The organism is Geodermatophilus sp. SYSU D00663, assembly GCF_054050655.1.
In genome coordinates, this window is sequence record NZ_JBJGZT010000004.1 from 23691 (window position 1) to 47242 (window position 23552).

General features: G+C 77.2%; 28 protein-coding genes. 18 read left to right on the forward strand and 10 right to left on the reverse strand.

Annotated features, from left to right (window positions below; all coding sequences use genetic code 11):
• Positions 1 to 9: 9 nt before the first annotated feature.
• Genes ACI79Z_RS04395 through ACI79Z_RS04415 form a run of 5 tightly spaced genes read left to right on the forward strand, consistent with a single transcriptional unit; the run spans position 10 to position 4674 of the window.
• Positions 10 to 321 (forward strand): metal-sensitive transcriptional regulator, encoded by a 312-nt coding sequence (locus ACI79Z_RS04395; RefSeq protein WP_387990729.1) that lies wholly within the window; start codon positions 10 to 12, stop codon positions 319 to 321.
• Positions 322 to 349: 28 nt separating this feature from the next.
• On the forward strand, positions 350 to 559 hold the full coding sequence (locus ACI79Z_RS04400) for a heavy-metal-associated domain-containing protein (RefSeq protein ID WP_456901812.1): 210 nt from the start codon (positions 350 to 352) through the stop codon (positions 557 to 559).
• A gap of 25 nt (positions 560 to 584) precedes the next feature.
• A complete protein-coding gene (locus ACI79Z_RS04405) occupies positions 585 to 1466 on the forward strand; it encodes a hypothetical protein (protein ID WP_456901813.1) in 882 nt (293 codons plus the stop codon).
• Positions 1463 to 3778 carry a heavy metal translocating P-type ATPase gene (locus tag ACI79Z_RS04410; RefSeq protein WP_456901814.1) on the forward strand — a complete coding sequence of 772 codons (2316 nt, stop codon included), beginning with the start codon at positions 1463 to 1465 and terminating at the stop codon, positions 3776 to 3778. The genes ACI79Z_RS04405 and ACI79Z_RS04410 overlap by 4 nt, the downstream gene beginning before the upstream one ends.
• Complete coding sequence (locus ACI79Z_RS04415) at positions 3775 to 4674, forward strand: oxidoreductase (protein ID WP_387990717.1); 900 nt, start codon at positions 3775 to 3777, stop codon at positions 4672 to 4674. Before ACI79Z_RS04410 ends, ACI79Z_RS04415 begins: the two co-directional genes overlap by 4 nt.
• Positions 4675 to 4695: 21 nt before the next feature.
• Here ACI79Z_RS04415 and ACI79Z_RS04420 read toward each other — a convergent pair whose 3' ends face one another.
• Together ACI79Z_RS04420 and ACI79Z_RS04425 are read right to left on the reverse strand one after the other, a co-directional pair.
• The gene (locus ACI79Z_RS04420; protein ID WP_387990714.1) at positions 4696 to 5625 is read right to left on the reverse strand and encodes a M56 family metallopeptidase; all 930 of its coding nucleotides are present in this window, start codon (positions 5623 to 5625) and stop codon (positions 4696 to 4698) included.
• 1 nt (position 5626) lies between these two features.
• On the reverse strand, positions 5627 to 5986 hold the full coding sequence (locus ACI79Z_RS04425) for a BlaI/MecI/CopY family transcriptional regulator (RefSeq protein WP_387990711.1): 360 nt from the start codon (positions 5984 to 5986) through the stop codon (positions 5627 to 5629).
• 206 nt (positions 5987 to 6192) lie between these two features.
• Between ACI79Z_RS04425 and ACI79Z_RS04430 the strand changes: the two genes are divergently transcribed.
• Genes ACI79Z_RS04430 through cydC form a run of 3 tightly spaced genes read left to right on the forward strand, consistent with a single transcriptional unit; the run spans position 6193 to position 12148 of the window.
• On the forward strand, positions 6193 to 7746 hold the full coding sequence (locus tag ACI79Z_RS04430) for a cytochrome ubiquinol oxidase subunit I (protein ID WP_456901815.1): 1554 nt from the start codon (positions 6193 to 6195) through the stop codon (positions 7744 to 7746).
• Between the two features lie 14 nt (positions 7747 to 7760).
• On the forward strand, positions 7761 to 8768 hold the full coding sequence (gene cydB / locus ACI79Z_RS04435; RefSeq protein WP_387990705.1) for a cytochrome d ubiquinol oxidase subunit II: 1008 nt from the start codon (positions 7761 to 7763) through the stop codon (positions 8766 to 8768).
• An 8-nt stretch (positions 8769 to 8776) separates the two neighbouring features.
• A complete protein-coding gene (gene cydC / locus ACI79Z_RS04440; RefSeq protein WP_456901816.1) occupies positions 8777 to 12148 on the forward strand; it encodes a thiol reductant ABC exporter subunit CydC in 3372 nt (1123 codons plus the stop codon).
• A 77-nt stretch (positions 12149 to 12225) separates the two neighbouring features.
• Here cydC and ACI79Z_RS04445 read toward each other — a convergent pair whose 3' ends face one another.
• Entirely contained in the window at positions 12226 to 12537 is a 312-nt protein-coding gene (locus ACI79Z_RS04445) for a hypothetical protein (RefSeq protein WP_456901817.1), read from the reverse strand.
• Between the two features lie 256 nt (positions 12538 to 12793).
• Between ACI79Z_RS04445 and ACI79Z_RS04450 the strand changes: the two genes are divergently transcribed.
• The 3 genes from ACI79Z_RS04450 to ACI79Z_RS04460 are packed head-to-tail and all read left to right on the forward strand — an operon-like array spanning position 12794 to position 14020.
• Positions 12794 to 13201, forward strand: coding sequence for a nuclear transport factor 2 family protein (locus ACI79Z_RS04450; protein ID WP_456901818.1), 408 nt, complete (start codon positions 12794 to 12796; stop codon positions 13199 to 13201).
• Complete coding sequence (locus tag ACI79Z_RS04455; RefSeq protein WP_456901819.1) at positions 13198 to 13596, forward strand: nuclear transport factor 2 family protein; 399 nt, start codon at positions 13198 to 13200, stop codon at positions 13594 to 13596. The genes ACI79Z_RS04450 and ACI79Z_RS04455 overlap by 4 nt, the downstream gene beginning before the upstream one ends.
• A 25-nt stretch (positions 13597 to 13621) precedes the next feature.
• Positions 13622 to 14020 carry a nuclear transport factor 2 family protein gene (locus ACI79Z_RS04460; RefSeq protein ID WP_456901820.1) on the forward strand — a complete coding sequence of 133 codons (399 nt, stop codon included), beginning with the start codon at positions 13622 to 13624 and terminating at the stop codon, positions 14018 to 14020.
• On the opposite strand, the gene eutC is transcribed toward ACI79Z_RS04460, so the two are convergent.
• From eutC to ACI79Z_RS04480, 4 genes are all read right to left on the reverse strand, one after another.
• Positions 14013 to 14741, reverse strand: a complete 729-nt coding sequence (gene eutC, locus ACI79Z_RS04465) for an ethanolamine ammonia-lyase subunit EutC (RefSeq protein ID WP_456901821.1) — start codon at positions 14739 to 14741, stop codon at positions 14013 to 14015. The two genes, ACI79Z_RS04460 and eutC, sit on opposite strands and share 8 nt — an antisense overlap.
• Before the next feature lie 20 nt (positions 14742 to 14761).
• On the reverse strand, positions 14762 to 16177 hold the full coding sequence (locus ACI79Z_RS04470) for an ethanolamine ammonia-lyase subunit EutB (protein ID WP_456901822.1): 1416 nt from the start codon (positions 16175 to 16177) through the stop codon (positions 14762 to 14764).
• Positions 16178 to 16263: 86 nt separating this feature from the next.
• The gene (locus ACI79Z_RS04475) at positions 16264 to 17145 is read right to left on the reverse strand and encodes an SDR family NAD(P)-dependent oxidoreductase (protein ID WP_456901823.1); all 882 of its coding nucleotides are present in this window, start codon (positions 17143 to 17145) and stop codon (positions 16264 to 16266) included.
• 36 nt (positions 17146 to 17181) lie between these two features.
• Positions 17182 to 17607, reverse strand: a complete 426-nt coding sequence (locus tag ACI79Z_RS04480) for a hypothetical protein (RefSeq protein ID WP_456901824.1) — start codon at positions 17605 to 17607, stop codon at positions 17182 to 17184.
• A gap of 82 nt (positions 17608 to 17689) precedes the next feature.
• Between ACI79Z_RS04480 and ACI79Z_RS04485 the strand changes: the two genes are divergently transcribed.
• The 5 genes from ACI79Z_RS04485 to ACI79Z_RS04505 all read left to right on the forward strand — a co-directional run bounded on the left by ACI79Z_RS04485 (position 17690) and on the right by ACI79Z_RS04505 (position 21099).
• A complete protein-coding gene (locus ACI79Z_RS04485) occupies positions 17690 to 18316 on the forward strand; it encodes a hypothetical protein (RefSeq protein ID WP_456901825.1) in 627 nt (208 codons plus the stop codon).
• A gap of 66 nt (positions 18317 to 18382) precedes the next feature.
• Positions 18383 to 18652, forward strand: coding sequence for a DUF2277 domain-containing protein (locus ACI79Z_RS04490; protein WP_387988839.1), 270 nt, complete (start codon positions 18383 to 18385; stop codon positions 18650 to 18652).
• A gap of 104 nt (positions 18653 to 18756) precedes the next feature.
• The gene (locus ACI79Z_RS04495; RefSeq protein WP_387988838.1) at positions 18757 to 19290 is read left to right on the forward strand and encodes a hypothetical protein; all 534 of its coding nucleotides are present in this window, start codon (positions 18757 to 18759) and stop codon (positions 19288 to 19290) included.
• Between the two features lie 41 nt (positions 19291 to 19331).
• On the forward strand, positions 19332 to 19826 hold the full coding sequence (locus ACI79Z_RS04500; protein WP_456901826.1) for a PGPGW domain-containing protein: 495 nt from the start codon (positions 19332 to 19334) through the stop codon (positions 19824 to 19826).
• An 82-nt stretch (positions 19827 to 19908) separates the two neighbouring features.
• Positions 19909 to 21099: an FUSC family protein gene (locus ACI79Z_RS04505; protein ID WP_456901827.1), complete on the forward strand. Its 1191-nt coding sequence runs from the start codon at positions 19909 to 19911 to the stop codon at positions 21097 to 21099.
• A gap of 2 nt (positions 21100 to 21101) precedes the next feature.
• On the opposite strand, the gene map is transcribed toward ACI79Z_RS04505, so the two are convergent.
• Positions 21102 to 21884, reverse strand: a complete 783-nt coding sequence (gene map / locus ACI79Z_RS04510) for a type I methionyl aminopeptidase (RefSeq protein ID WP_387988835.1) — start codon at positions 21882 to 21884, stop codon at positions 21102 to 21104.
• A 69-nt stretch (positions 21885 to 21953) separates the two neighbouring features.
• Between map and ACI79Z_RS04515 the strand changes: the two genes are divergently transcribed.
• The gene (locus ACI79Z_RS04515) at positions 21954 to 22211 is read left to right on the forward strand and encodes a hypothetical protein (protein WP_387988834.1); all 258 of its coding nucleotides are present in this window, start codon (positions 21954 to 21956) and stop codon (positions 22209 to 22211) included.
• On the opposite strand, the gene ACI79Z_RS04520 is transcribed toward ACI79Z_RS04515, so the two are convergent.
• Entirely contained in the window at positions 22208 to 22438 is a 231-nt protein-coding gene (locus ACI79Z_RS04520) for a hypothetical protein (RefSeq protein WP_387988833.1), read from the reverse strand. The two genes, ACI79Z_RS04515 and ACI79Z_RS04520, sit on opposite strands and share 4 nt — an antisense overlap.
• Positions 22439 to 22663: 225 nt before the next feature.
• Between ACI79Z_RS04520 and ACI79Z_RS04525 the strand changes: the two genes are divergently transcribed.
• Entirely contained in the window at positions 22664 to 23149 is a 486-nt protein-coding gene (locus tag ACI79Z_RS04525; protein WP_456901828.1) for a DUF6328 family protein, read from the forward strand.
• Positions 23150 to 23227: 78 nt separating this feature from the next.
• Here the strand turns inward: ACI79Z_RS04525 and ACI79Z_RS04530 are convergent, their stop codons facing one another.
• Positions 23228 to 23416, reverse strand: a complete 189-nt coding sequence (locus ACI79Z_RS04530) for a DUF559 domain-containing protein (RefSeq protein ID WP_456901930.1) — start codon at positions 23414 to 23416, stop codon at positions 23228 to 23230.
• Between the last annotated feature and the right edge of the window lie 136 nt (positions 23417 to 23552).

Consider the following 23552-nt stretch of genomic DNA (forward strand, 5'->3'; position numbering starts at 1 on the left):
GTCGTCCGCGTGACCGACTCGGAGAGCGCCCCCGGCCACGTCCACGGCTACATCCACCGCAAGGACGACCACCTGAAGCGGCTGCGCCGCATCGAGGGCCAGGCCCGCGGGCTGCAGCGCATGGTCGAGGACGAGAAGTACTGCATCGACATCCTCACCCAGGTCTCGGCGATGACCTCCGCGCTGCAGTCGGTGGCGCTGAGCCTGCTCGAGGAGCACCTGTCGCACTGCGTCGCCGAGGCCGTCGCCACCGGCGGCCCGGAGGCCGACGCGAAGGTCCGCGAGGCCTCCGCCGCGATCGCCCGGCTCGTCCGTTCCTGATCCCCACCCCCACCCGGAGGACCCCGCCATGAGCACCGCCAGCTACACCGTCACCGGCATGACCTGCCAGCACTGCGTCGCCTCGGTCACCGAGGAGGTCAGCGGGATCTCCGGCGTCACCGACGTCGAGGTCGACCTGGCCAGCGGCGGCCTGACCGTCACCAGCGACGCCCCCGTCGACGACGCCGCCGTGCGCGCCGCCGTCGCGGAGGCCGGCTACGAGGTCGCCGGCCGCTGACGCGGCCGGTCGGGAGGGAGCCGTCGTGCGCACCGCCACCCGGGTCGCCGCCACGCTCGGCGCCGCGGCCGCCGTCCTCGGCGCCGGCTGGGGCGTGGGCGCCCTCGCCGGCCCGGTGGGCGGACCACCGGCCGCCACCGGGGACGCCACCGCGGAGCACGCGGACGAGGGCGGGCACGCGGCGGCGGCTCCCGCCGAGGAGCACGACCTGCCCGCCGGGCTCGCCGTCTCGGCCGAGGGCCACACCCTCGACCTCGCCGACGACGTCCTGCCCGCCGGGGCCGCCGTCCCGCTGTCGTTCCGGCTGCTCGGGCCCGACGGCGACCCGGTGACCGCCTACGAGACCGTGCACGAGCAGGACCTGCACCTGGTCGTCGTCCGCCGGGACCTCACCGGCTACCAGCACGTGCACCCCGAGCTGTCCCCCGACGGCACCTGGACGACGACGGTCGCGCTCGAGCCCGGCGCCTGGCGGGTGCTGGCCGACGCCACGCCCACCGACCTCGGGCGCGACGTCGTGCTCGGCGCGGACCTCGCCGTCGGCGGCGCGTGGGAGCCCGCGCCGCTGCCCGCCCCCGCGGCGACCGCGGAGGTGGACGGCTACACCGTCACCCTCGACGGCGACCTGGTGGCCGGCCGGGAATCCGAGGTCGTGCTCACCGTGAGCCGCGACGGCGCGCCGGTGACCGACCTGCAGCCCCACCTCGGCGCCCGCGGCCACCTGGTCGCGCTGCGCGCCGGGGACCTCGGCTACCTGCACGTCCACCCCACCGGGGACGCCGGCGGGCAGGTGCGCTTCGCCGTCGAGGTGCCCGCGGCCGGCGAGCACCGCCTGTTCCTCGACTTCCGCCACGGCGAGGTCGTCCGGACCGCCGCCTTCTCCCTCACCGCCCGGAGCGCCCCGTGACCACCCCCACGCAGATCGAGCTGTCGATCGGCGGCATGACCTGCGCCTCCTGCGCGGCCCGCATCGAGAAGAAGCTCAACCGGCTCGACGGCGTGACCGCCACGGTCAACTACGCGACGGAGAAGGCCCGGGTCACGTTCGGCGACGGCGTCGCGCCCGAGGACCTCGTCGCGACCGTGCAGAAGGCCGGCTACACCGCCGCCCTCCCCGTTCGGCCCCGTCCCGAGGCTCGCCCCGAGCTCGCGAGGGGTGAGGAGGACGGGGCCCTCCCACCGGACGCCGGGCTGCGGCAGCGGCTGCTCGTCTCCGCGGCGCTCAGCCTGCCGGTCGTGCTGCTCGGGATGGTCCCGGCGCTGCAGTTCGAGTACTGGCAGTGGGCCTCGCTGACGCTGGCCGCCCCCGTGGTCGTGTGGGGCGGCCGGCCGTTCCACCGCGCCGCCTGGACCAACCTCCGCCACGGCGCGGCCACCATGGACACCCTCGTCTCGCTGGGCACCCTCGCCGCGTTCGGCTGGTCGCTGTACGCGCTGTTCCTCGGCACCGCCGGCGAGCCCGGGATGACGCACCCCTTCTCGCTGGCCGTCACCCGCGGCGACGGCAGCGGCGACGTCTACCTCGAGGCCGCCGCGGGCGTCACCACCTTCCTGCTGGCCGGCCGCTACGCCGAGGCGCGCGCCAAGCGGCGGGCCGGGTCGGCGCTGCGGGCGCTGCTGGAGATGGGCGCCCGCGAGGTGTCCGTCCTGCGCGGTGACCTCCGCAACGGTGGCGCCGAGGTGCGCGTGCCGGTGGAGCAGCTGCACGCCGGCGACCTGTTCGTCGTCCGGCCCGGCGAGCGGGTGGCCACCGACGGCGAGGTCGTGGAGGGCTCCTCCGCCGTCGACGCCTCGATGCTCACCGGCGAGCCGGTGCCGGTGGAGGTCGGCCCGGGCGACGCCGTCGTCGGGGCCACGGTCAACGCCGGCGGCCGGCTGGTCGTGCGGGCCACCCGGGTCGGCGCGGACACCCAGCTCGCGCAGATGGCGCGGCTGGTCGAGGAGGCGCAGAACGGCAAGGCGCAGGTGCAGCGGCTGGCCGACCGGGTGTCCGGGGTGTTCGTGCCGGTCGTGCTCGCGCTGGCGCTGGCCACCCTGGGCTTCTGGATCGGCACCGGCGCCGGCGTGGCCGGGGCGTTCCCCGCCGCCGTCGCCGTGCTGATCATCGCCTGCCCCTGCGCCCTCGGGCTGGCCACGCCGACCGCGCTGATGGTCGGCACCGGCCGCGGCGCGCAGCTCGGCATCCTGGTCCGCGGCCCGGAGGTGCTGGAGTCCACGCGGCGGGTCGACACCGTCGTGCTCGACAAGACCGGCACCGTCACCACCGGCCGGATGAGCCTGGCCGGCGTCGTCGCCGCCGACGGCGAGGACGCGGCCGAGGTGCTGCGTCGGGCCGGCGCGCTGGAGGACGCCTCCGAGCACCCGATCGCCGCGGCCGTGGCGTCCGCCGCCCGCGAGCGCACCGGCGCACTGCCGGCCGTCACCGGGTTCCGCAGCGAGGCCGGGCTGGGCGTCCGGGGCACCGTCGAGGGTGTGCCGGTCGTCGTCGGCCGGCCCGCGCTGGTGGGCCCGCTGCCCCCGGAGCTGGCCGCGGCGGTCGCCGACGCGGACGCCGCCGGGCGCACCGCGGTCGCCGTCGGCTGGGAGGGCGCCGTGCGCGGCGTGCTCGTCGTCGCCGACACCGTCAAGCCGACGTCGGCGGCGGCCGTGCGGCAGTTCCGCGCGCTCGGGCTGCGGCCGGTGCTGCTCACCGGCGACTCAGCCGCCGCCGCCCGCGCGGTCGCCGCCGAGGTCGGCGTCGACGACGTGGTCGCCGAGGTGCTGCCGCAGGACAAGGTCGACGTCGTCAGGCGGCTGCAGGCCGAGGGCGCGACGGTGGCGATGGTCGGCGACGGCGTCAACGACGCGGCGGCGCTGGCGCAGGCCGACCTGGGGCTGGCGATGGGCACCGGCACCGACGTCGCCATCCAGGCCAGCGACCTCACCCTCGTCCGCGGCGACCTGCGCGCCGCCGCCGACGCCGTCCGGCTGGCCCGCCGCACGCTCGCGGTGATCAAGGGGAACCTGTTCTGGGCGTTCGCCTACAACGTCGCCGCGCTGCCGCTGGCGATGGCCGGGCTGCTCAACCCGATGATCGCCGGGGCCGCGATGGCGTTCAGCTCCGTCTTCGTCGTCACCAACAGCCTGCGGCTGCGCCGGTTCCGCCCGCTGCCGGGCAACGACACCTCCGCGGTGCCGCCCGGCACACCGGCGCCCGCCGCCGCGTTGGACCCGGCATGACGAGCAGCTGGACCCCCGCCGACATCCCCGACCAGACCGGGCGCACCGTCGTCGTCACCGGTGCCACGAGCGGGCTGGGCCTGGCCACCGCCCGGGCGCTCGCGGAGCGGGGCGCGCGCGTCGTGCTCGCCGTGCGCGACCCCGCCCGCGGCGAGTCGGCCGCCGCCGGCCTGCCGGGCGACGTCGAGGCGCGCTCCCTCGACCTCGCCGACCTCGCCTCGGTGCGTGCCTTCGCCGACGCCTGGGACGGTCCGCTCGACGTCCTCGTGAACAACGCCGGGATCATGATGGTGCCGCAGGGTCGCACCGCCGACGGCTTCGAGCTGCAGTTCGGCACCAACCACCTCGGCCACTTCGCGCTCACCAACCTGCTGCTGCCGCACCTCACCGACCGGGTGGTGACGGTCGCCTCGACGGCGCACCGGATGGGCGGCCTCGACCTCGCCGACCTCGACTGGCAGACCCGGCGCTACTCGGCCGAACGCGCCTACGGCGCCTCGAAGCTGGCCAACCTGCTGTTCACCCTGGAGCTGCAGCGCCGGCTCACTGCCGCCGGCTCGCCGGTGCGGGCGCTGGCCGCGCACCCGGGCTGGGCGGCCACCAACCTGCAGGGCCGCACCGGCAACCGGCTGAAGGACGCGTTCGCGCTGCTGGGCAACCGGGTGGTCGCCCAGTCCGCCGAGCAGGGCGCGCTGCCGACGCTGTTCGCCGCGACCGCCGACCTCCCCGGCGGCAGCTACGCCGGCCCGGGGCAGCTGATGGAGACCCGCGGCGCCCCGACGCTCGTGGGGCGCTCCAACGCGGCGAGCGACGTCGCGACGGCGGCCCGGCTGTGGACGGCGTCGGCCGAGCTCACCGGCGTCGACTTCCCCGCGACGCTGCCCACCCGGGCCTGAGCACCTCCGCGGAGGCGCCCCTCAGAGGGCGGGGAGCAGGAGCAGGACGGTCGGGACCAGCAGGAGCAGGCCGGCGCAGAGCAGGGCGACGGCCCGGGCGGCGGCCGGCAGCGGGGCGGGCGGGCTGACCAGCCGCAGCACGCGGGCGGCGACCGCGCCGCCGGTCACCGCCAGCGCGCCGCTCGGCACGCCCCCGCCCGCTCCCCCGGCCGTGACGACGATCGCCTGCGCCAGCGTGCGCCGCGGGTCGGGCCCGGCCAGCGAGGTCACCGCCCGGTCGTCGGCGCGCATCTCCACCAGCTCGCGGACCGCGGCGTGCGCGCGGGCGGCCGCGGGCAGCACCGGCAGCGCCGCCTCCCACGCGACGAACGGCAGCAGGTAGAGGTGGTGGTGCTCGGCCAGGTGCGCCCGCTCGTGCGCGACGACGGCGGCCAGCTGCCCGTCGTCGAGCTCGGCGACCATCCCCGAGGACAGCACCAGCAGCGGGCGGGCGCCGGGGATGCAGAACGCCACCGGCGCGGGGTGCTCGAGCAGCCGGGCGTCGGGGGCGGCCGGCGACGGCTGCACGACCAGCTCCAGCAGCGCCCGGTGCCGCCGCCGCGTGCGCGCGGTCCGCACCCACGACAGCGCGAGGACGCCGAGCAGCTCGGCGGCGAGGACGCCGGCCAGGGTGAGGGTGACCCAGTGGTCGCCCCGGACCGGGTCGCGGGCGGGGTGCCCGGTCAGCACCGCCCAGCCGGCCTCCGGCAGCGAGTGCCCCCACGGCGCCAGCCCGTGCACGAGCAGCGCGCCGATGATCGACAGTCCACCGGCCAGCCCGATCGCCTGCCAGCAGACCAGCGCCACCAGCGGATCGCGCCGGGGCCACCGGGCACGGCCGAGCAGCGCCGGCACCGGCCAGGCCAGCAGGGCGGCGAGGACCGCGAGCGCCGCGGCGGTCGCGGGCAGCACGTCAGCGCGCGTCCGGCGCCGTCTCGCTGAGCAGCTGCCGCAGGAGGCGGGCCTCCTCCGGGTCGACGCCGCCGACGAACCGGGCGAGCACCGCCTGCCGGTCGCCGGCCTGGCCGAGGACCTCGTGCATGAGCTCGGCGGCGTGGTCGGCGCGGCTCGCCCGCGGCCGGAAGCGGCGCGGCCGGGCGTCGTCGTGCTCGACGAAGCCCTTGGCCTCCAGCCGGGACAGCACGGTGTGCACGGTGGTGAGCGCCAGCTCGCGGTCGGCCAGCGCGTCGCGCAGCTCGGCCGCCGCGACCGGCCCGTCGGCCGCCCACAGCACGTCCATGACGGTGCGCTCCAGGTCTCCCAGCGACGCCACGACGACTCCTCCCCCGGCCCGGCTTCTCTACCCAGCGTAGAACGTGCTCCGCCGGCCGGCCGTGCCGCAGGTCCCCGCCCCCTCCGGAGGGAGGTCCCCGCCTGTCCGCGACCTCACACGCCGGTCGTCTACACGTTGTAGAAAATAAGTTCTACGAGGCGTAGAAAGAAGGTGTCGGCGCAAAGCACAGACGAGGAGCGGCGCGCGTGGACGTGCTCGACATCGCCCGGTGGCAGTTCGGCATCACGACCGTCTACCACTTCCTGATGGTCCCGCTGACCATCGGACTCGGGATCCTGGTGGCGGTCATGCACACCCTCTGGGTGCGCACCGGCAAGCCGGAGTGGCTGCGGATGACGCGGTTCTGGGGCCGCGTCTACCTGGTCAACTTCGTGCTCGGCGTGGCCACCGGCCTGGTGCAGGAGTTCCAGTTCGGCCTGGCGTGGAGCGAGTACTCGCGCTTCGTCGGCGACGTGTTCGGCTCGCTGCTGGCGATGGAGGCGCTGCTCGCCTTCTTCCTCGAGTCGACCTTCCTGGGCCTGTGGATCTTCGGCTGGGGCCGCATCCCGAAGAAGCTGCACCTGGCGGCGCTGTGGGCCGCGGTCATCGGCTCGATCGTCAGCGCGTACTTCATCATCGCGGCCAACTCGTGGATGCAGCACTCGGTCGGCGTCACCGTCGGCGACGACGGCCGCCCGCAGCAGGTCGACTTCCTCGCCGTCCTCACCAACAACACCGCCCTGGCCGCCTTCAGCCACGCGATCGTCGCCGCGCTCATGGTCGCCGGCGCCCTGCTCGTCGGCATCGGCCTGTACCAGCTGCGCAGGCGCGAGCTGGCCGGCGCCCCCGCCACCGACGTCGACCACTCGGTGTGGCGCCGCTCGGTGCGGCTCGGCGGGTACGTGTCGCTGGCCGCGTTCGTCCTGGTCGCCGTCACCGGCGACTGGCAGGGCAAGCTCATGTACGCGCAGCAGCCGCTCAAGATGAGCTCCGCCGAGGCGCTCTGCGAGACCGAGGCGCCCGCGCCGTTCTCGGTCTTCGCCTGGGGCAAGCTCGGCTCCAACGAGTGCGACGACGTGCACAGCTGGACCGTTCCCGGCCTGCTCTCCTTCCTCGCCCACAGCGACTTCGAGACCGCCGTCCCCGGCGTGAACGAGCTGCAGGAGGAGTACTCCGCGGTCTACGGCGCCACCTACCCCGACGACCCGTCCTTCGGCGACCGCGCCGGCCAGCCGATCGACTACACGCCGGTGCTGGCGGTCACGTACTGGAGCTTCCGGCTCATGATCGGCATGGGCGCGGTCTCGGCCGGCGTCGCGGCCTACGCACTGTGGGCGACCCGCCGCGGCCGGGTGCCGACGTCGCGGATCGGGGTCTACGGCTCGCTGCTCGCCGTCGGCGCGCCGTTCGTGGCCAACGCGACCGGGTGGGTGTTCACCGAGATGGGCCGCCAGCCCTTCGTCGTCTACCCGAACCCGGACGTCCCGGTCGGCGAGCAGGTGTACTTCTTCACCGCCCAGGCCGTCTCCCCCGGCGTCACCGCCGCCGAGGTCTGGACCTCGCTGATCAGCCTCGGCCTGCTCTACGGCGCGCTCGCGGTGGTCGAGCTGTTCCTGCTCGTCCGGCTGGTCCGCCGCGGCGTCACCACCGGCGACACGACGCCGACCCCGCCGGCGGTCGGGTCGTCCCGCAGGGACGACGACGACCCGCGTCCGGGCGACGACCGGGCCGACGACGACGTCCTCTCCTTCGCGTACTGACCGGAGTGCCTGACATGGACCTGCAGACCCTGTGGTTCGCCGCCGTCGCGGTGCTGTGGACCGGCTTCCTGCTGCTCGAGGGGTTCGACTTCGGCGTCGCGGCGCTGCTGCCGGTGCTCGGGCGCCGCACCGCGGACAAGCACCTCATGCTGCGGACCATCGGCCCGGTCTGGGACGGCAACGAGGTCTGGCTGATCACCGCCGCCGGCGCGGTGTTCGCCGCCTTCCCCGGCTGGTACGCCACCTGGCTGCCGGCGCTGTACCTGCCCTTCGTCCTGGTGCTGCTCGGCCTGATCGTGCGGGCGGTGGCCTTCGAGTGGCGGCACAGCTCGCACGACCCGCGCTGGGACGCCACCTGGACCCGCGTCATCACCGGCGGCTCGCTGGTGGCCGCGGCGGGCGTGGGCGCGGCGCTGGCCGCCACCACGCTCGGCCTTCCGATCGACGCGGCGGGCACCCGGGTCGGCGGCGCGTTCGCCGGGCTGGGCTGGTCCTCGCTGCTCGGCGCGGCCGCGGTGGTCGGCTACTCGCTGGTGCACGGCGCGCTGTTCCTCGCGCTCAAGACCGACGGCCCGGTGCGGCTGCGGGCGCGGGCGTTCGCGCTGCGCTGGTCGCCGCTGGCCGCGCTGCCGCTGCTGGTGTGGGCCGGGCTGGTGCAGCTGCGCTCGGGCACGGCGCTCACCGGCGCGCTGTGGCTGGTGGCCGCGCTCGCCGTCGTCGTCACCTGGACCCGGGTGCGGCTGGACCGCGAGGGGCAGGCCTTCGCCGGCTGGGCCACCGTGCTGCTCGCCTCGGCGGCCACGCTGTTCGGCTCGGCCCACCCGGTGGTGGTGCCCTCGACGGTCGACCCGGCCTTCGACGTCACCGTCGCCGAGGCCGCGGTCAGCGACTACACGCTCACCGTGATGACCTGGGTGGCCGCGGTCGGCCTGCCGGTGGTGCTCGCCTACCAGGCCTGGACGTACTGGGTGTTCCGCCGGCGCCTGACCGCCGAGCCGCAGTCCGAGCCGGTGGCCGCGTGAGGAGCCCGGTGCACGACAGGGGCCCCTCGCGGGGGCCGCTGGCCCCGCTGGCCGGCGTGCCGGGGCTGCCCGGCGCGCTGGCCCGGGCGGCGGCCGCCGCCCTCGGCTCGACGGCGGGGCTGGTGCTGCTCGCCGCCGGCCTCGCGCACGCCGTCGCCCGCGCCGCCGGGTACGCCGACGGCGCCCTGACCGGCCCGCTCGCGCTCGCCGCCGGCGGCGCCGTGCTGCGCGCGCTGGCCGGCACCCTCGGCGACCGCGCCGCCGCCCGCGACGCCCGCCGCGCGGAGGACGCGCTGCGCCGCGCGCTGCTCGACCGGCTGGCCGCCTCCCCCGCCGCGGTCGCCGCCGCGGGCGGCCCGGCCCCCGCCGCGGTGCTGGCCACCACCCGGCTGGCCGACCTCGCGCCCGCCCTCGCCACCTACCTGCCGGCGCTCGCGCAGACCGCCGTCGTCCCGCCGGTGCTGCTGGTCGTGCTCGCCGCCACCGACCTGCTGTCGGCCGGCCTGGTCGCCGCCACCCTGCCGCTGGTGCCGCTGTTCATGGCGCTGGTCGGGCTGGCCACCCGCGACGGCACCACCGGCGCCGCCCGCGCCCTGGACCGGCTGGCCGCGCACGTCGCCGAGCTGGTCCGCGGGCTGCCGGTGCTGGTCGGCCTCGGCCGCGCCGCCGACCAGGTCACCGCGCTCGCCGAGCTGGGTGAGGCCACCCGCCGCCGGACGCTCGCCACCCTGCGCCTGGCGTTCCTCTCCGCGCTGGTGCTCGAGCTGATCGCCACGCTGTCGGTGGCGCTGGTCGCGGTCACCGTGGGCCTGCGGCTGGTGCACGGCGACCTCGGGCTCGCCGTCGGGCTCACCGCGCTGCTGCTCGCCCCCGAGGCCTTCGCGCCGCTGCGCGCACTGGGCACCGCCCACCACGCCGGCGAGGCCGCCACGCTGGCCGCCGCGGAGGCGCGCGCCGTGCTGTCCGCACCGGCCGCCTCCGCTCCCCCGGCGGCGGACGACGACGACCCGCGCGGCGCCGACGTCGTCGTCTCCGGGCTGACCGTGCGCCACCCCGGCCGCGCGCTGCCCGCCCTCCCGCCGGTCGACCTCGCGCTGCGGCCGGGCGAGCTGGTCGTGCTCCGCGGCCCCAGCGGCTCGGGCAAGTCCACCCTGCTGGCCGCGCTCACCGGCGCGCTCGACCCGGCCGCGGACGTCGCCGGCACCGTCACCGGCGTCCCCGCCGGCGGGATCGCGCTGGTCCCGCAGCACCCGCGGACGACGGCGCGCACGGTGGCCGACGAGCTGCGCCGGCACGCCGCCGCCTCGGCGGGCGTGGACGCGGTGGTGGCCGAGGCGTTCGTCGTCGAGGCGCTGCAGCGGGTGGGCGCCGAGGCGCTGGCCGGGCGGGACTGCACCACCCTCTCCCCCGGTGAGCTGCAGCGGGTGGCGGTCGCGCGGGCGCTGGTGCGCGTGCGCCGCGGCGCCCGGCTGCTGCTGCTCGACGAGCCCACCGCGCACCTCGACGAGGCGTCGGCGGCCCGCGTCGCCGCCGTCCTGGCCGGCCTGCGCGGCACGGTCACGGTCCTGCTGGTCACCCACGACCCGGCGCTGGCGGCGCTCGCCGACCGCAGCGTCACGCTGTCCGGTCCCGCTGTCGCCGCGTCCCCCGGCGCGACATCGGCGGTCTCGGGGCGATCGGCGGCTGATGGCCACGAGACCGCCGATCTCGCGGGCCCGGCGACGGCCGCCCCCGCGACCACCCCGACGGCGGGGCTCGGCTGGCCGCGGCGGGCGCTGCTGCGGGCCGTCGCCGCCGGCACCGCCTCGGCCGGCGCGGGCGTCGCGCTCACCGCGGTGAGCGGCTGGCTGATCGTCCGGGCCGCGGAGATGCCGCCGATCCTCACGCTGCTGGTCGCCATCGTCGGCGTGCGCGCCTTCGGCCTGGGCCGGGCGGCGCTGCGCTGGGTCGAGCGGCTCACCGCGCACGACGCCGCCCTGCGCACGGCCGCCGGCCTGCGGGTGCGGGTGTGGCGGGCGCTGGCCGCGCAGGGCGTGGCCGCCGACCGGACGCCGGGCAGCGCGCTGGCCCGCGTGGTCGGCGACGTCGGACTGGTGCAGGACCTGTCGGTGCGGGTGGTGCCGCCCGCCGTGGTCGCCGCCGCCGTCCCGGTGCTCACGCTGGCCGCGCTGGCGCTGCTCTCCCCGGCCGCCGCGGGCGCCGCGGCGGCCGTCCTCGCGCTCACCGCGGCCGGCGTGCTGCTGGCGCACCGGCGGGTCGACGCCGGCGCCGCCCGCACCGAGGGCGCGCTGCGGGTGGCCGCGCTGCGCGACGTCACCACCGCCCTCGACGGCGCGGCCGACCTGCGCGCGCACGGCCTCGCGGCCGCCACCGCCGCCGACCTGGCCGCGGTGGCCGGCCGCCGGTCCGCCGTCGCCGCGGCCGGCGCCCGGGCCGGCGCGCTCGGCACCGGCCTGGTCGTCCTCGGCACCGGGCTGGCCGCCGTCGCCGCCACCGCGGTCGGGGCGGCATCGGGCCTGGGTGGCCCGGAGGTCGCGGTCCTCGGCCTGGCCCCGCTGGCGCTGGCCGAGCCGCTGGCCGGCCTGGTGTCCGCGCTGCAGCGGCGCGGCGCGCTGGGCGACGCCCGCGCCCGCCTCGGCGCCGTCCTCACCGCCCCGGCACCAGCGGACCCCGCCGATCCGCTGCCCGCGCCCGCGCCGGTGCGCGACCTCGACGTCGCCGACCTGGTCGCCGGCTGGCCCGGCGGCCCCGACGTGCTGCGCGGCCTCACCGCGCGGGCGGCCGCCGACGGCGGCTGGCTGGTGGTCCGCGGCCCGTCCGGCGCCGGCAAGTCGACGTTCCTCGCCGTGCTGCTCGCGGCGCTGCGCCCGCGGGCGGGGCGCTACGCGCTCGGCGGCACCGACACCGCCCGGCTGACCGGCGCGGCCGTCCGCGCGCGCACCGCCTGGCTCCCGCAGGACGCGCACGTCTTCGCCTCGACGATCCGCGCCAACCTGGCCCTGGCCGCCCCGCGCGGTGAGCTGGCCGGCCCCGGCGGCGAGGCGCGGATGACCGCCGCGCTCACCGCCGCCGGCCTCGGCCCGCTGCTGGCCGGGCTGCCCGACGGGCTGGACACCCCGGTCGGCGCCGGCGGCACCGCGCTGTCCGGCGGCGAGCGGCGGCGGCTGGCCGCCGCCCGCGCCCTGCTCGCCGACCGCGACGTCGTCCTGCTCGACGAGCCGACCGCGCACCTGGACCCGCCGACGGCGGCCGCCCTGGTGCGGGACCTGCGCGACGCGCTGGCCGGCCGGGTCGTCGTCTGCGTCACCCACGACGACGCCGTGGAGCAGCCCGGGGACACCGTGCTCGACCTGGGCGACCGGCTGGCGCTCACCGGCTGAGGACAGGATCCGACGGCGCACGTCCCGGCGCCGCCGGCCCCGCCCGGGGCCCGCCCCGAGCCTGCGGGGGTCCTTCCTCAGGCGGCAGCGGCGCCGGACCAGTGGCGGACGCCGGGCCGGACCCGGCGCACCTCGAAGCCCGGGCTGGCGGGCAGCCGCGGGTCGACGACGAGCGGCACGCCGGCCGGCTCACCGAGCGAGCGCGGACCGGTGCCGTGCCGGCCGAGCTGCGCGCACAGGCGCTCGTACAGCTCCGGCCGGACGGCGATCTCGCGGGGCGGCGCGGTGCCGGGCGCCCAGGCGACGGCGAGCAGGTCCCCGGCGGCATCGGACGGGCCGGGGTGCGTGCTCGCGGGGAGGGAGACGACGGTGAGGGTCGTGGTGGCCATGACGAGCCTCCAGGGGCGGTTCCCCCGTGCTCCCGTACAACGCCGGGGGGAACGAGGTCATGCCTACCGCCTGGGTCCGACAGTTCCCCGTCAGTACCCAGGAGACGGCCGCGGACACCGCTGACGCAGGACTCCCGCGCGGGGACGGACGGCGACCGCCACACCGGGTCGCGCACCGGCCCTCCTCCGGCACCCCCGGCGGGTCGACACTGGCGGAGCCGTCCACGGGGGACCCGTCCTCGGGAGGGAGAGCACCGTGTCCGAGCACCCCAACCTCGTCCGCAGCCGCGAGGGCTACGAGGCGTTCGCCAAGGGCGACCTGGCTTTCCTGACCGAGCAGTGGCGCGAGGACGTCCGCTGGCACGAGCAGGGCACCACCGAGCTGGCCGGCGACTACGAGGGACCGCAGGCCGTCTTCGGCATGTTCGCCCGGATCATGGAGCTGACCGAGAGCAGCTTCCGCGCCGAACCGCTGCAGATGTGCGCCGACGACGAGTACGGCATCGCCCTGGTCCGGTTCACCGCCCGGCGCGGGACCGCGCACCTGGACACGCTGACCGCCCAGGTGGCCCGCTTCGACGGGAACGGGAAGCTGGCCGAGTTCTGGAACTGCCCCACCGAGCCGGCCGTCCTCGACGCCTTCCTCGGCGAGCAGCGGGCATGACGGATCCGGAGCACCCCAACGTCGTCCGGATCCACGAGGCGTACGCGGCCTTCGGCAAGGGTGACCTCGACCGCCTCCGTGAGCTGTTCGCCGAGGACGTCCGCTGGCACGAGCCCGGGCAGAACCAGCTCAGCGGCGAGTTCACCGGCGCCGACGAGGTCTTCGGGATGTTCGGGCGCCTCGCGGCGATCACCGAGGGGACCTTCCGGGTCGAGGTGCGGGCCGCCTTCGCCGACGACACCGACGGCGTCGGCGTCCTGCGGCTCACGGCCTCCCGCGGTGACCGGGCCCTCGACGTCCTCACGGCCCCCGTCTTCCGCTTCGAGGACGGGCGGATCGCCGAGTTCTGGGAGGCGAACACCGACCAGGCCGCGATGGACGCGTTCTACAGCTGAGCCCGCCGACGACGAGGAGGCGACCGTGGCCGGCTCCCCGCACCCCCACGCCACCGTGCTGCTGGAGGCCTGCGAGGCCTTCGGCAAGGGCGACCTCGACCGCCTGCCCGAGCTCTGGACCGACGACGTCCGGTGGCACGAGCCCGGAGCGCACCCGCTCGCCGGCGACCACACCGGTCCGCAGGAGGTCGTCGGCCTCTTCGGTCTGGCGTTCGAGGTCACCGAGGGCAGCCTGCGGGTCGAGGTGAGATCCGCCTTCGCCGACGACACCGACGGCGTGGCGGTCGTCCGCATGACCGCCTCCCGCGGCGACCGGCACCTCGACGTCCTCGCCGCCCAGGTGCACCGCTTCGAGGACGGGCGGATCGCCGAGGTCTGGGACGCGCACACCGACCAGGCGGCGGTGGACGCGTTCCTCAGCTGACCCCGCCCGCGGGGAGCACCGGCCCCTCGTCCTTGAGCGCGACGCCGGAGGCGCCCAGCTCGCGGGCGGCCGACAGCAGGGCGGCCACGGTGTCGGCGGCCTGCGCGTGGGACAGCCCGTGCGGCGGGCGGACGTTGGAGACGCAGTTGCGCTCGGAGTCCACCCGCCCCGGCCGCGGGTCCCAGGTGAGGTACACGCCGAGGGAGTCCGCCGACGACAGCCCCGGACGCTCGCCGATCAGCACCACGACCGCGCGCACGCCGAGGGCCTCCCCCACCGCGTCGCCCAGCGCCACCCGCGCCTGCGTGGCGACCACCGGCGGCGCGACCGACCAGCCGGGCAGCCGCTCGAGCAGCGCGGCGGCCAGCGCCGGCCCGTGCGCCTGCACCGCCCGCGGGGACAGCCCGTCGGCCAGCACGACCGCGAGGTCGGCGCCGGTCCGCGGCAGCGCCGTCCCCTCCGCGAGCTGCCGGCCGAGGTCGGGGCGCTGCAGGTAGGTGGCGCGGTCGGGCGCGGCCGAGGCGACGGTCAGGACCTCCCCGCCGAGCGCCGCGCGGACCGCGTCGACGTCGAGCGGCGAGTGGACGGCGTCCCGGGCGGCGGCGTGCGCGGCGCGGAACTCCAGCTCGCGGTGCGTGGGCAGCGCGTCCCCGGCCCGCCCGAGCGCCACCCGCGCCCGGGTCGCCGCACGCAGCACCGCCCACGGGTCATCACCGTCCACGCGCGGGAGGCGGTCGCCGGTCACGAGGACGCCGCCGCGAGGAGGGCCCGCGCCGCCGGGGCGTCGGGGGCGAGCTCGCGCACCCGGCCGGCGTCGTCGAGCAGGTCCATCCGGGCCAGCCACGCCTCGAACTCCGGGGCCGGGCGCAGGCCGAGCACCTGCCGGGTGGTGAGGACGTCGGAGAACGACAGCGACTGGTAGTGCAGCATCACGTCGTCCGAGCCCGGGACGGCGATGACGAACGAGCAGCCGGCCGCGCCGAGCAGCAGCACGAGGGAGTCGGTGTCGTCGCCGTCGACCTCGGCGTGGTTCGTGTAGCAGACGTCGACGCCCATCGGCAGGCCGAGCAGCTTGCCGCAGAAGTGGTCCTCCAACCCGGCGCGCAGCACCTGCTTGCCGTCGTAGAGGTACTCCGGGCCGATGAACCCGACGACGGTGTTCACCAGCAGCGGGCGGAAGTGCCGGGCGACGCCGTACGCGCGCGCCTCGAGCGTCTGCTGGTCCACCGGCCGCCCGCCGACGCCGAGGTGCGCGCCGGCCGACAGCGCCGACCCCTGCCCCGTCTCGAAGTAGGTCACGTTCTCCCCGACGGTGCCGCGGCCCAGCGCGAGCGCCCCCGCGCGGGCCTCGGCGAGCAGGTCGAGGGTGACGCCGAAGCCGCGGTTGGCCTCCTGGGTGCCGGCGACCGACTGGAACACCAGGTCCACCGGCGCGCCCTGCTCCAGCGCCCGCAGCGTCGTCGTCACGTGGGCGAGCACGCACGACTGCGTCGGGATGCCGTAGCGGCCGATCACCGCGTCGACCAGCTCCAGCAGCGCCACCGTGCGGGCCGGGGAGTCGGTGGCCGGGTTGATGCCGATGACCGCGTCGCCGGAGCCGTGCAGGAGCCCGTCGACGATCGAGGCGGTGACGCCGACCGGGTCGTCGGTGGGGTGGTTGGGCTGCAGCCGGGAGGCGAGCGTGCCGGGCAGCCCGACGGTGCTGCGCAGCCCGGTCACCACCCGCGTCCGCCGGCCGACGGCGACCAGGTCGGCGTTGCGCATGAGCTTCGACGTCGCCGCCACCATCTCCGGGGTGAGGCCCGGCGCGAGCGCGCTGATCGACGCCTCGTCGCCGGCCGCCGCCCAGGCCAGCAGGCGGTCGCGGAACTCGCCCACCGTCAGCGAGGCGACCGGCGCGAACGCCGCGGCGTCGTGGGTGTCGAGCACCAGCCGGGTGACGTCGTCCTCGTCGTAGCCGACCACCTGCTCGTCGAGGAAGGTGGCCAGCGGCAGGTCGGCGAGCACGGTCTGGGCGGCCACCCGCTCGGCGGCCGACCCGGCCGCGCACCCGGCGAGCACGTCCCCGGAGCGCAGCGGGGTGGCCTTCGCCAGCAGCTCGACGAGGGTGGGGAACTCGTAGGTGGAGCCGCCGAGGGTCGTGCGGCGGACGGTCACGGCGGCTCCCCGGGTCGGCGGCCCGGTCAGCGTGGCCCGGCGCCGCCCGGCGGGTCAACGGGGCGGGACGGAACCGGACGCGCCGCTCACGGGATGCCGTGCCAGCGCCCCTTCTCGGCGTTGCCGGCCGGCCGGGACCGGAAGACGTTGCCCTCCGTCGGCTCCGTCCGGTGGTCGTCGGCGAGGGCGAACACGCGCAGCAGCGGCCCGACGAGGGCGTCGTAGACCGCCGGGAGCAGCCGGAAGCCGAGGATCACGGCGGGGTTGGCGAAGCCGGACTGGATCAGCCGGCGCGGCCGGTCCAGCCGGGCGACGACCGAGCGGGCGACCCGCTCCGGCGAGTAGACCGGGATCGGCGGGCGGCCCTTGAGGCCGATGTAGCTGCCGGCCTGCGAGTAGATCGGGGTGTTCACCCCGCCCGGCGCCACCGCCGACACGTGGATGCCCGCGACGTCGCGCGTCTCCTGCTGCAGGACGCGGATCAGCCCGAGCTGGCCCCACTTGGCGGTGATGTAGCTGCCCATGAGCGGCGTGGTCACCGAGGCGAGCAGCGAGCTCACCACCACCAGGTGCCCGGTGCCCTGGCGGCGGAACTGCGGGAGGACGACGCGGGCCAGGTTGGCCGTGCCGTGCAGGGCGGTGTCGACCACCCGCTCGTACACCGCCTTCGGCACGTCCTCGATCCGCCCGTAGGCGACCACCTGCGCGGCGTGGACGACGACGTCGAGGCGGCCGGAGCGGACCACGGTGCCCTCGACGACGTCGCGCAGCGCGTCCTCGTCGAGCACGTCGGCCGGGCAGACGACGACGTCGGCCGCGCCCTCGGCGCGGACCTCGGCCGCGGTCTCCTCCAGCGCCTCGCGGCCGCGTGCCAGCAGGACCAGCGACGCGCCCCGCCGGGCGAACAGGCGGGCGGTGGCGCGGCCGATGCCGCTCGAGGCACCGGTGATGAGCACGGTCTGGGGCATGCGGGGACGACTCCTCGGCTCGGCGGTCCTCCCCCGCTACCCCGGTCGGTTGCCCGCCATGCGATCGAGCACGCCCAGCAGCCAGCCCGGCCCGCGGACGTCGGTGCCGGCGGGCAGCCGGGCGCCCAGGCCGCGGTCGGCGGTCACCGCGAGCACCGTCCGGCCGGTGCCGGCCAGCGCGGCGGCCTCCGCGGCCAGGGCGTCGTCCCCGCTGCCGGCCGCGCGCACCAGGCGGACGCCCTCGGGGGCCGGGACCTCCCGCGCGGCGCCCTCGACGACGACCACCACCTCGTCGACCACCACCTCGTCGACGTCCACCCCGCCGACGTCCACCCCGCCGTCCCGGAGCGCCGCGTCGGCCAGCCGCCGCAGCAGCCGGGTGGTCGCGCCGGCGCGGTCGCGCCACCAGCCGTCGGGGCGGGCGCCGACGACGTTGGCGGCGTCGACGAGCAGGACGGCCACGTGTCCTCCCTGCGGGTGACCTCGTTCGCGCAGGTCCGGAGGCGGGTACCGGGGCGCCAGTTCCCCCAGACGAGGAGGTCCGATGGCGAGCACCGACCGTACCCACCACGACCACGACGCGACGGCGACCACCGAGGGCGCGCACGCCACCCGCGGCGCCGCCCGCGACGCGATCGACGCGCAGCGCCACCGCTTCGGCGGGATCAAGTGGGGCGCGGCCTTCTTCGGCTGGCTCTCGGCGAACGGGCTGGCGGTCGTCCTCGTCGCGCTGCTGGCCGCCGCCGGTGTGGGGCTCAGCCTCGCCGAGGTCGACGGCGTCGAGGACGTCCCGGCCGACCCGACCACCGCCCTCGGCGTCGCCGGCGGGATCGCGCTGCTGGTCGTCCTGTTCCTGGCCTACCTCGCCGGTGGGTACGTGGCCGGGCGGATGGCCCGCTTCGACGGCGCCCGGCAGGGGCTGGCGGTGTGGCTGATCGGGCTGCTCGTCGTCGTGCTGCTGGCCGCGGCCGGGACGGTGCTGGGGGCGCAGTACAACGTGCTCGAGCAGCTGAACCTGCCGCGCATCCCGATCGACGAGGGCACCGCGACCACCGCCGGGATCGTCACGCTGGCGGCGGTCCTGGTCGTCACGCTGGCCGGCGCCCTGCTCGGCGGCAAGCTCGGCACCCGCTACCACCGCAGGGTCGACCGCGCCGGCTTCGGTGTCTGACCGACCGCGGGGCCCCCGTCGACGACCGGGGCCCCGCGGTCGTACCCCGGCCATACGCTGCGCCGCATGTGCCGCAACATCCGCCCCCTGTCGAACTTCGAGCCGCCGGCCACCGAGGACGAGGTCCGGGCCGCGGCGCTGCAGTACGTCCGCAAGATCAGCGGGTCCACGCACCCGTCCCGGGCCAACGCGGAGGCCTTCGAGCGCGCCGTCGAGGAGGTGGCCGCCGCGTCCGCCCGGCTGCTGGAGTCCCTGGTGACGACGGCCCCGCCGAAGGACCGCGAGGTCGAGGCGGCCAGGGCGCGCGCCCGCGCCGCCGTCCGCTACGGGACCTGAGACGCCAGCGGGTCGTGCACGACCCACTTGCTCCCCCGGGCATGGCCTCCGGCGGAGCGGGTAGGGGGCGGTCTCCCGACCCCTTCCCCTCCAGGAGAGTCCCGATGGCCCGCAACACCCTGTCCCGCGCCCTGCACGACCTCGGTCTGTCCGCCTGGTTCGGCGGCACGCTGGCCAACGCCGTGGCCCTCAACGCCGCCGCAGCGGACGCCGGCGGGGACGCCGGCCGGGTCGCCAACACCGGCTGGAACCGGTGGACGCCGGTGAACGCGCTGGCCATCGGCGCGCACCTGGTCGGCAGCGTCGGCCAGCTCATCGGCAACCGCGGCCGGGTGGCCCAGCAGGAGGGCGTGGCCGGCATGTCCGCCGTCAAGACCCTGCTCACCGCCGCCGCGCTGGGCGTCACCGCCTACAGCCGCTCGCTGGGCCAGATCGTCAACAGCCAGGACAACCCGTCGGCGAAGTCCGGCACCAAGCCCACCAAGCGCACCAAGGCCGAGATCGCCCACGCGCAGCAGCAGCTGGACTCGCTGCAGTGGGTCATCCCGGCCCTGACCGGCGCGCTCGTCGCCGTCAGCTCCTACGCGGGTGAGCAGCAGCGGCCCGGCGAGGTCGCGAAGGGCGTCGCCCGCCGCTGACTGCGGCACCGCCCCGCCCGCACCGACCCGGAAGGGGACCCGTGTCCCGGACCGATGCCCGCACGACCACGTTCTCCGGCAACACCGTGGCGGGTCCGGGCCCGGGTGGCCGCGGCGCCACCGTCTGCGCGCACTGCAGCGACGGCCTCGGCCGGCCGCGGCCGGTGCCGCAAGGCTCGTGGCGCGACCGCGTCCGGCAGAACCCGCCGCTGCACCTGGCGTACCGGATCGCGGTGTTCGTGGCCGGGCTGCTGTTCGTGCTGCTCGGCGTCGCGCTCACCGTGCTGCCCGGGCCGCTCACGATCCCGCCGGTCCTGGCCGGGCTGTGGGTGTGGTCGACGGAGTTCGACTGGGCGCGGCGCTTCTTCGCCGCGTTCCGCCGCAAGGCGGTCGCGGCGTGGCAGCACGCGAGGCAGCACCCGGCCGGCTCGGCGGCGGCGACCGTCGGCGGGCTCGCGGCGGCGGCGCTGGCGTTCTGGGCGGTCGGGCACTTCTCCCTGGTCGACCGGGCCACCACCGCGCTCGGCCTCGGCTGACCGCACGTCCCCGGCCGCCGTCCGCACCCGCGGACGGCGGCCGGCGCGTGTCCGGGCCCGCTCCGCGGGCACACCGGAGACCGTGGCCGGACCGCACGCCCTGCCCCGCCGGCTGCCCCGGCTGGTCCGGCGCGGGCGCACCCCCGGGCTGCGCACCGGGAAGACCGTGCTCGCCGCGGTGCTGGCGTTCCAGGTCGCGACCTGGCTGGACACCAGCAGCTCGCCGGTCCTCGCGCCGCTGACCGCGCTGCTGGTCGTGCAGCTGACGATGTACGAGACGGTGGCGACCGGCTGGGAGCGGATCGCCAGCGTCACCGCCGGCGTCCTGATCGCGGCGCTGTTCGCCTCCGTCGTCGGCCTGTCCTGGTGGAGCCTCGGGCTCGTCGTCGGGCTGTCGCTCGTCGTCGGCCGGCTGCTGCGGCTGGGGCCGCACCTGGCCGAGGTGCCCATCAGCGCGATGCTCGTGCTGGCCGTCGGCGGGGCGGAGAGCGCGGCGCTGGCCCGCGTCACCGAGACGCTGGTCGGCGCGGCGGTCGGGGTGCTGGTCAACCTGGTGGTCGCGCCACCGCTCTACGTCCAGCCGGCCGGCGAGGCGATCGCGGAGCTCGCCGAGCGCATGGCCGGGCTCTGCGAGGACCTCGCCGCGGCGCTGCGCGGCCCGTGGTCGCGCCGCCTCACCGACGAGCTGCTGGCCCGCGCCCGTGCGGTGAGCACGGAGGTGGCCCGCGCCGACCGCCGGCTCGCCCGCACCGAGGAGAGCGCCCGCCTCAACCCGCGTGGGCGGGCGGCGCGGGAGGCCCAGCCGCGGCTGCGGAACACGCTGACCGCCCTCGAGCGGGTGCACGTCACCCTGCGCAACATCGCCCGCGTGCTGCTGGACCGCACCTACTTCCTGCCCGAGGAGGACGCCGACCGGGCGTGGTCGCGGCCGGCGCGGGAGGCGCTGGCCGACCTGCTGGTCGCCGTCGCGGCCACCCTCCGCGACGCCGCGGCCGTGGCGGCCGGCACCGGGCCGGCCGCCGGCATCGACCCCGCCTGCCTGGAGACGCTGCTCGCGCTGCGCGGGCGGCTGGCCGAGGCGCTGCTCGTCGACCCCCGGGCCGATCCCGCCGCCTGGTCCCAGCACGGCGCCCTGCTCGACGCCCTGGACCTGCTGCGCGTGGAGCTGGGCACCGCGCTGCAGCCGCCTGCGGCGTCGTGGGCGCCGCCCCCGCTGGCCGCGGCGCAGCGGCGCGCGGTCCGCCGGGCGATGACCTGGCGCCGGCGCCGCTGACCTCAGGGAGCGGTGAGCACCACGGGGCCGTCGTCGGTGACCGCGACGGTGTGCTCGACGTGTGCCGCGCGCCGGCCGTCGGCGGTGACCACCGCCCAGCCGTCCTTCTTGTGCCTGTACCGGTCGCCGCCGGCCAGGAGCATCGGCTCGATGGCCAGGGTGCTGCCGGCGTGCAGGCGCACCCGGTCCAGGCCGGCCGACGGCCGGTTGGGCACGAACGGCGGCTCGTGCATCGAGCGGCCGATGCCGTGCCCACCGTGGTCGGGCAGGTGCGCGTAGCCGTACCGCCGGGCGACGTCGTCGACGGCGCGGGCGACGTCCTGCAGCGTCGCGCCGGGCACCGCGGCGGCGATGCCGGCGGCGAGCGCCTCCTCGGTCGCGGTGACCAGCCGCGCGTCGTCGTCGGAGGCCTGCTCCCCCACCAGCAGCGAGATCGCGGCGTCGCCGTTCCAGCCGTCGACGACGGTGCCGCAGTCGACGCTGAGCAGGTCGCCGTCCTTCAGCCGCTGGCCGCTGGGGCGGCCGTGCACGACGACCTCGTTGGGCGACAGGCACAGCACGCCGTTGTAGGCCGTCGGCGCCCACGCCGGCTTGTAGCCGAGGAACGACGACGTCGCGCCCGCCTCGTACATCGTGGTCTTGGCGAGGTCGTCGAGCTCGCGCAGCCGCACGCCGGGGACCGCCGCCGCCCGCACCGCGGCCAGCGTCCGCGCCACCACGCGCCCGGCCTCGCGCATGGTGTCGAGCTCGTCGGCGGTCCGCGGGGGCAGCACGGTCAGGTCCACGCCCCCGACGGTACGAGACGCCCGGCGCACGGCTGGCCGCGCCGCCCGGCCGGTGCCACGGTGACCGCCATGGACTTCCGCAGGGTCAGGCCCGGGCAGTGGCACAGAGCCGCCCGCATCGAGATCACCGAGCCCGGCGGGCTCCCGACGGCGCGCGAGGTGCACGAGCGCTGCCACGTCCTGTTCACCGAGGGCTGGTGCTGGGTGGAGACCTCCGACGGCAGCATCGACGTCTACCCCGCCTACCGGGTGCGCGCCGCGCACGACCTGCGCGAGGCCGACCAGGCCGACGAGGTCCCCGGGACGGCGCCCAGCCCGCTGCTCTAGCCGGCGTCCGTCCCCCGCCGGACGTCGCCGGGGTCGGGCGTGCGGAAGACCGTGTCCTGGCCCTCGGCGCCCGGGGGCGACCCGCCGCCCTCCTCGGGACGGTCGGGCTCCTCGCCGCCCACGCCGAACCCCTCGGCGGGCGGCGGTGCGCCGGCGCCCGGGTCGGCGGCGGCGACCTCGTCGTCCGGGCGGTACCGGTTCGGCGTCATCGGCTCCCACATCGACATGGCCCTCCCCTACCCCGCGCGGGCTCCTCCGGTCGACGCCCGGGTGACCAGCGGGTGACCAGCAGGTGATCACCGGGCGTACGGCGGGTACACGGCCCTCCGAACGGCCGGGATCACGGGGATCCGCGGGGCGGCCGGTCACGGAGGGAGCGCGCGACGATGGCGACGACGGGCTCTGGTCAGCGGGCACGACGGGACGCCCGGCCGGTCCCCGCCCAGCACGGGATGGACGGCGCGGACGACGGGCGGCGGGAGAGCCGCGCCGAGCGGATCGACCGCGAGCTGATGGAGCTGCTCAACGAGCTGCGCGTGGCGCTGCCCGGGGTCCAGTTCCTCTTCGCCTTCCTGCTCATCGTGCCGTTCCAGCAGGCGACGTCCCGCGCGACCGACTTCCAGCGCGACGTCTACTTCGTGACCCTGGTCGCCGCCGTGGCGGCCACCGCGCTCCTCATCGCCCCCGCCGCGCAGCACCGCGCGCTGTTCCGCCAGCACGACAAGGAGGACCTGCTGCGGCGCAGCAACCGCAACGCCTTCCTCGGCCTGTGCGTGCTCGCCGTCGCGATCGTCTCGGCGGTGGTGCTGGTGGTCGACTTCCTCTTCGCCCTCCCGCAGGCGCTGGTCACCGGCGGCGTCGTGGCGCTGCTGCTGGGCTGGCTGTGGATCGGCAGCCCGGTCGTGCAGCGCGCCCGCGGCGGCACCGGCCGCCACTGACACCGGGGCACGTGTCCGCCCCAGCCGACCGTCGGACCCGGATGGCCCACTCCCCGGCCCCGAGCGGGCCACCGGGGTTCACCCCTCCGACGGGGTGGGCCGGCCGAGGGCGGCGCAGACGGCGTCGGCGACGGTGTCCGGGTCCTCGTGCTCCCAGAACCGCAGCACCCGCCAGCCGAGCCCGGTGAGGACGGCGTCGGCGCGACGGTCGCGCGCGACGTTGCCCGCGAGCTTCGCCGCCCACCAGTCGCGGTTGGCCCTCGGCAGGTGCCCGCACTCCGGGCAGCCGTGCCAGAAGCACCCGGTAAGGACCCCGTCCCCTCACCCCTCGCAGGCTCGGGGCGAGCCTCTGGACGGGGCCGGGGCCGGACGTCGACGCGGTAGCGGACGCCGCGGGCGTGCA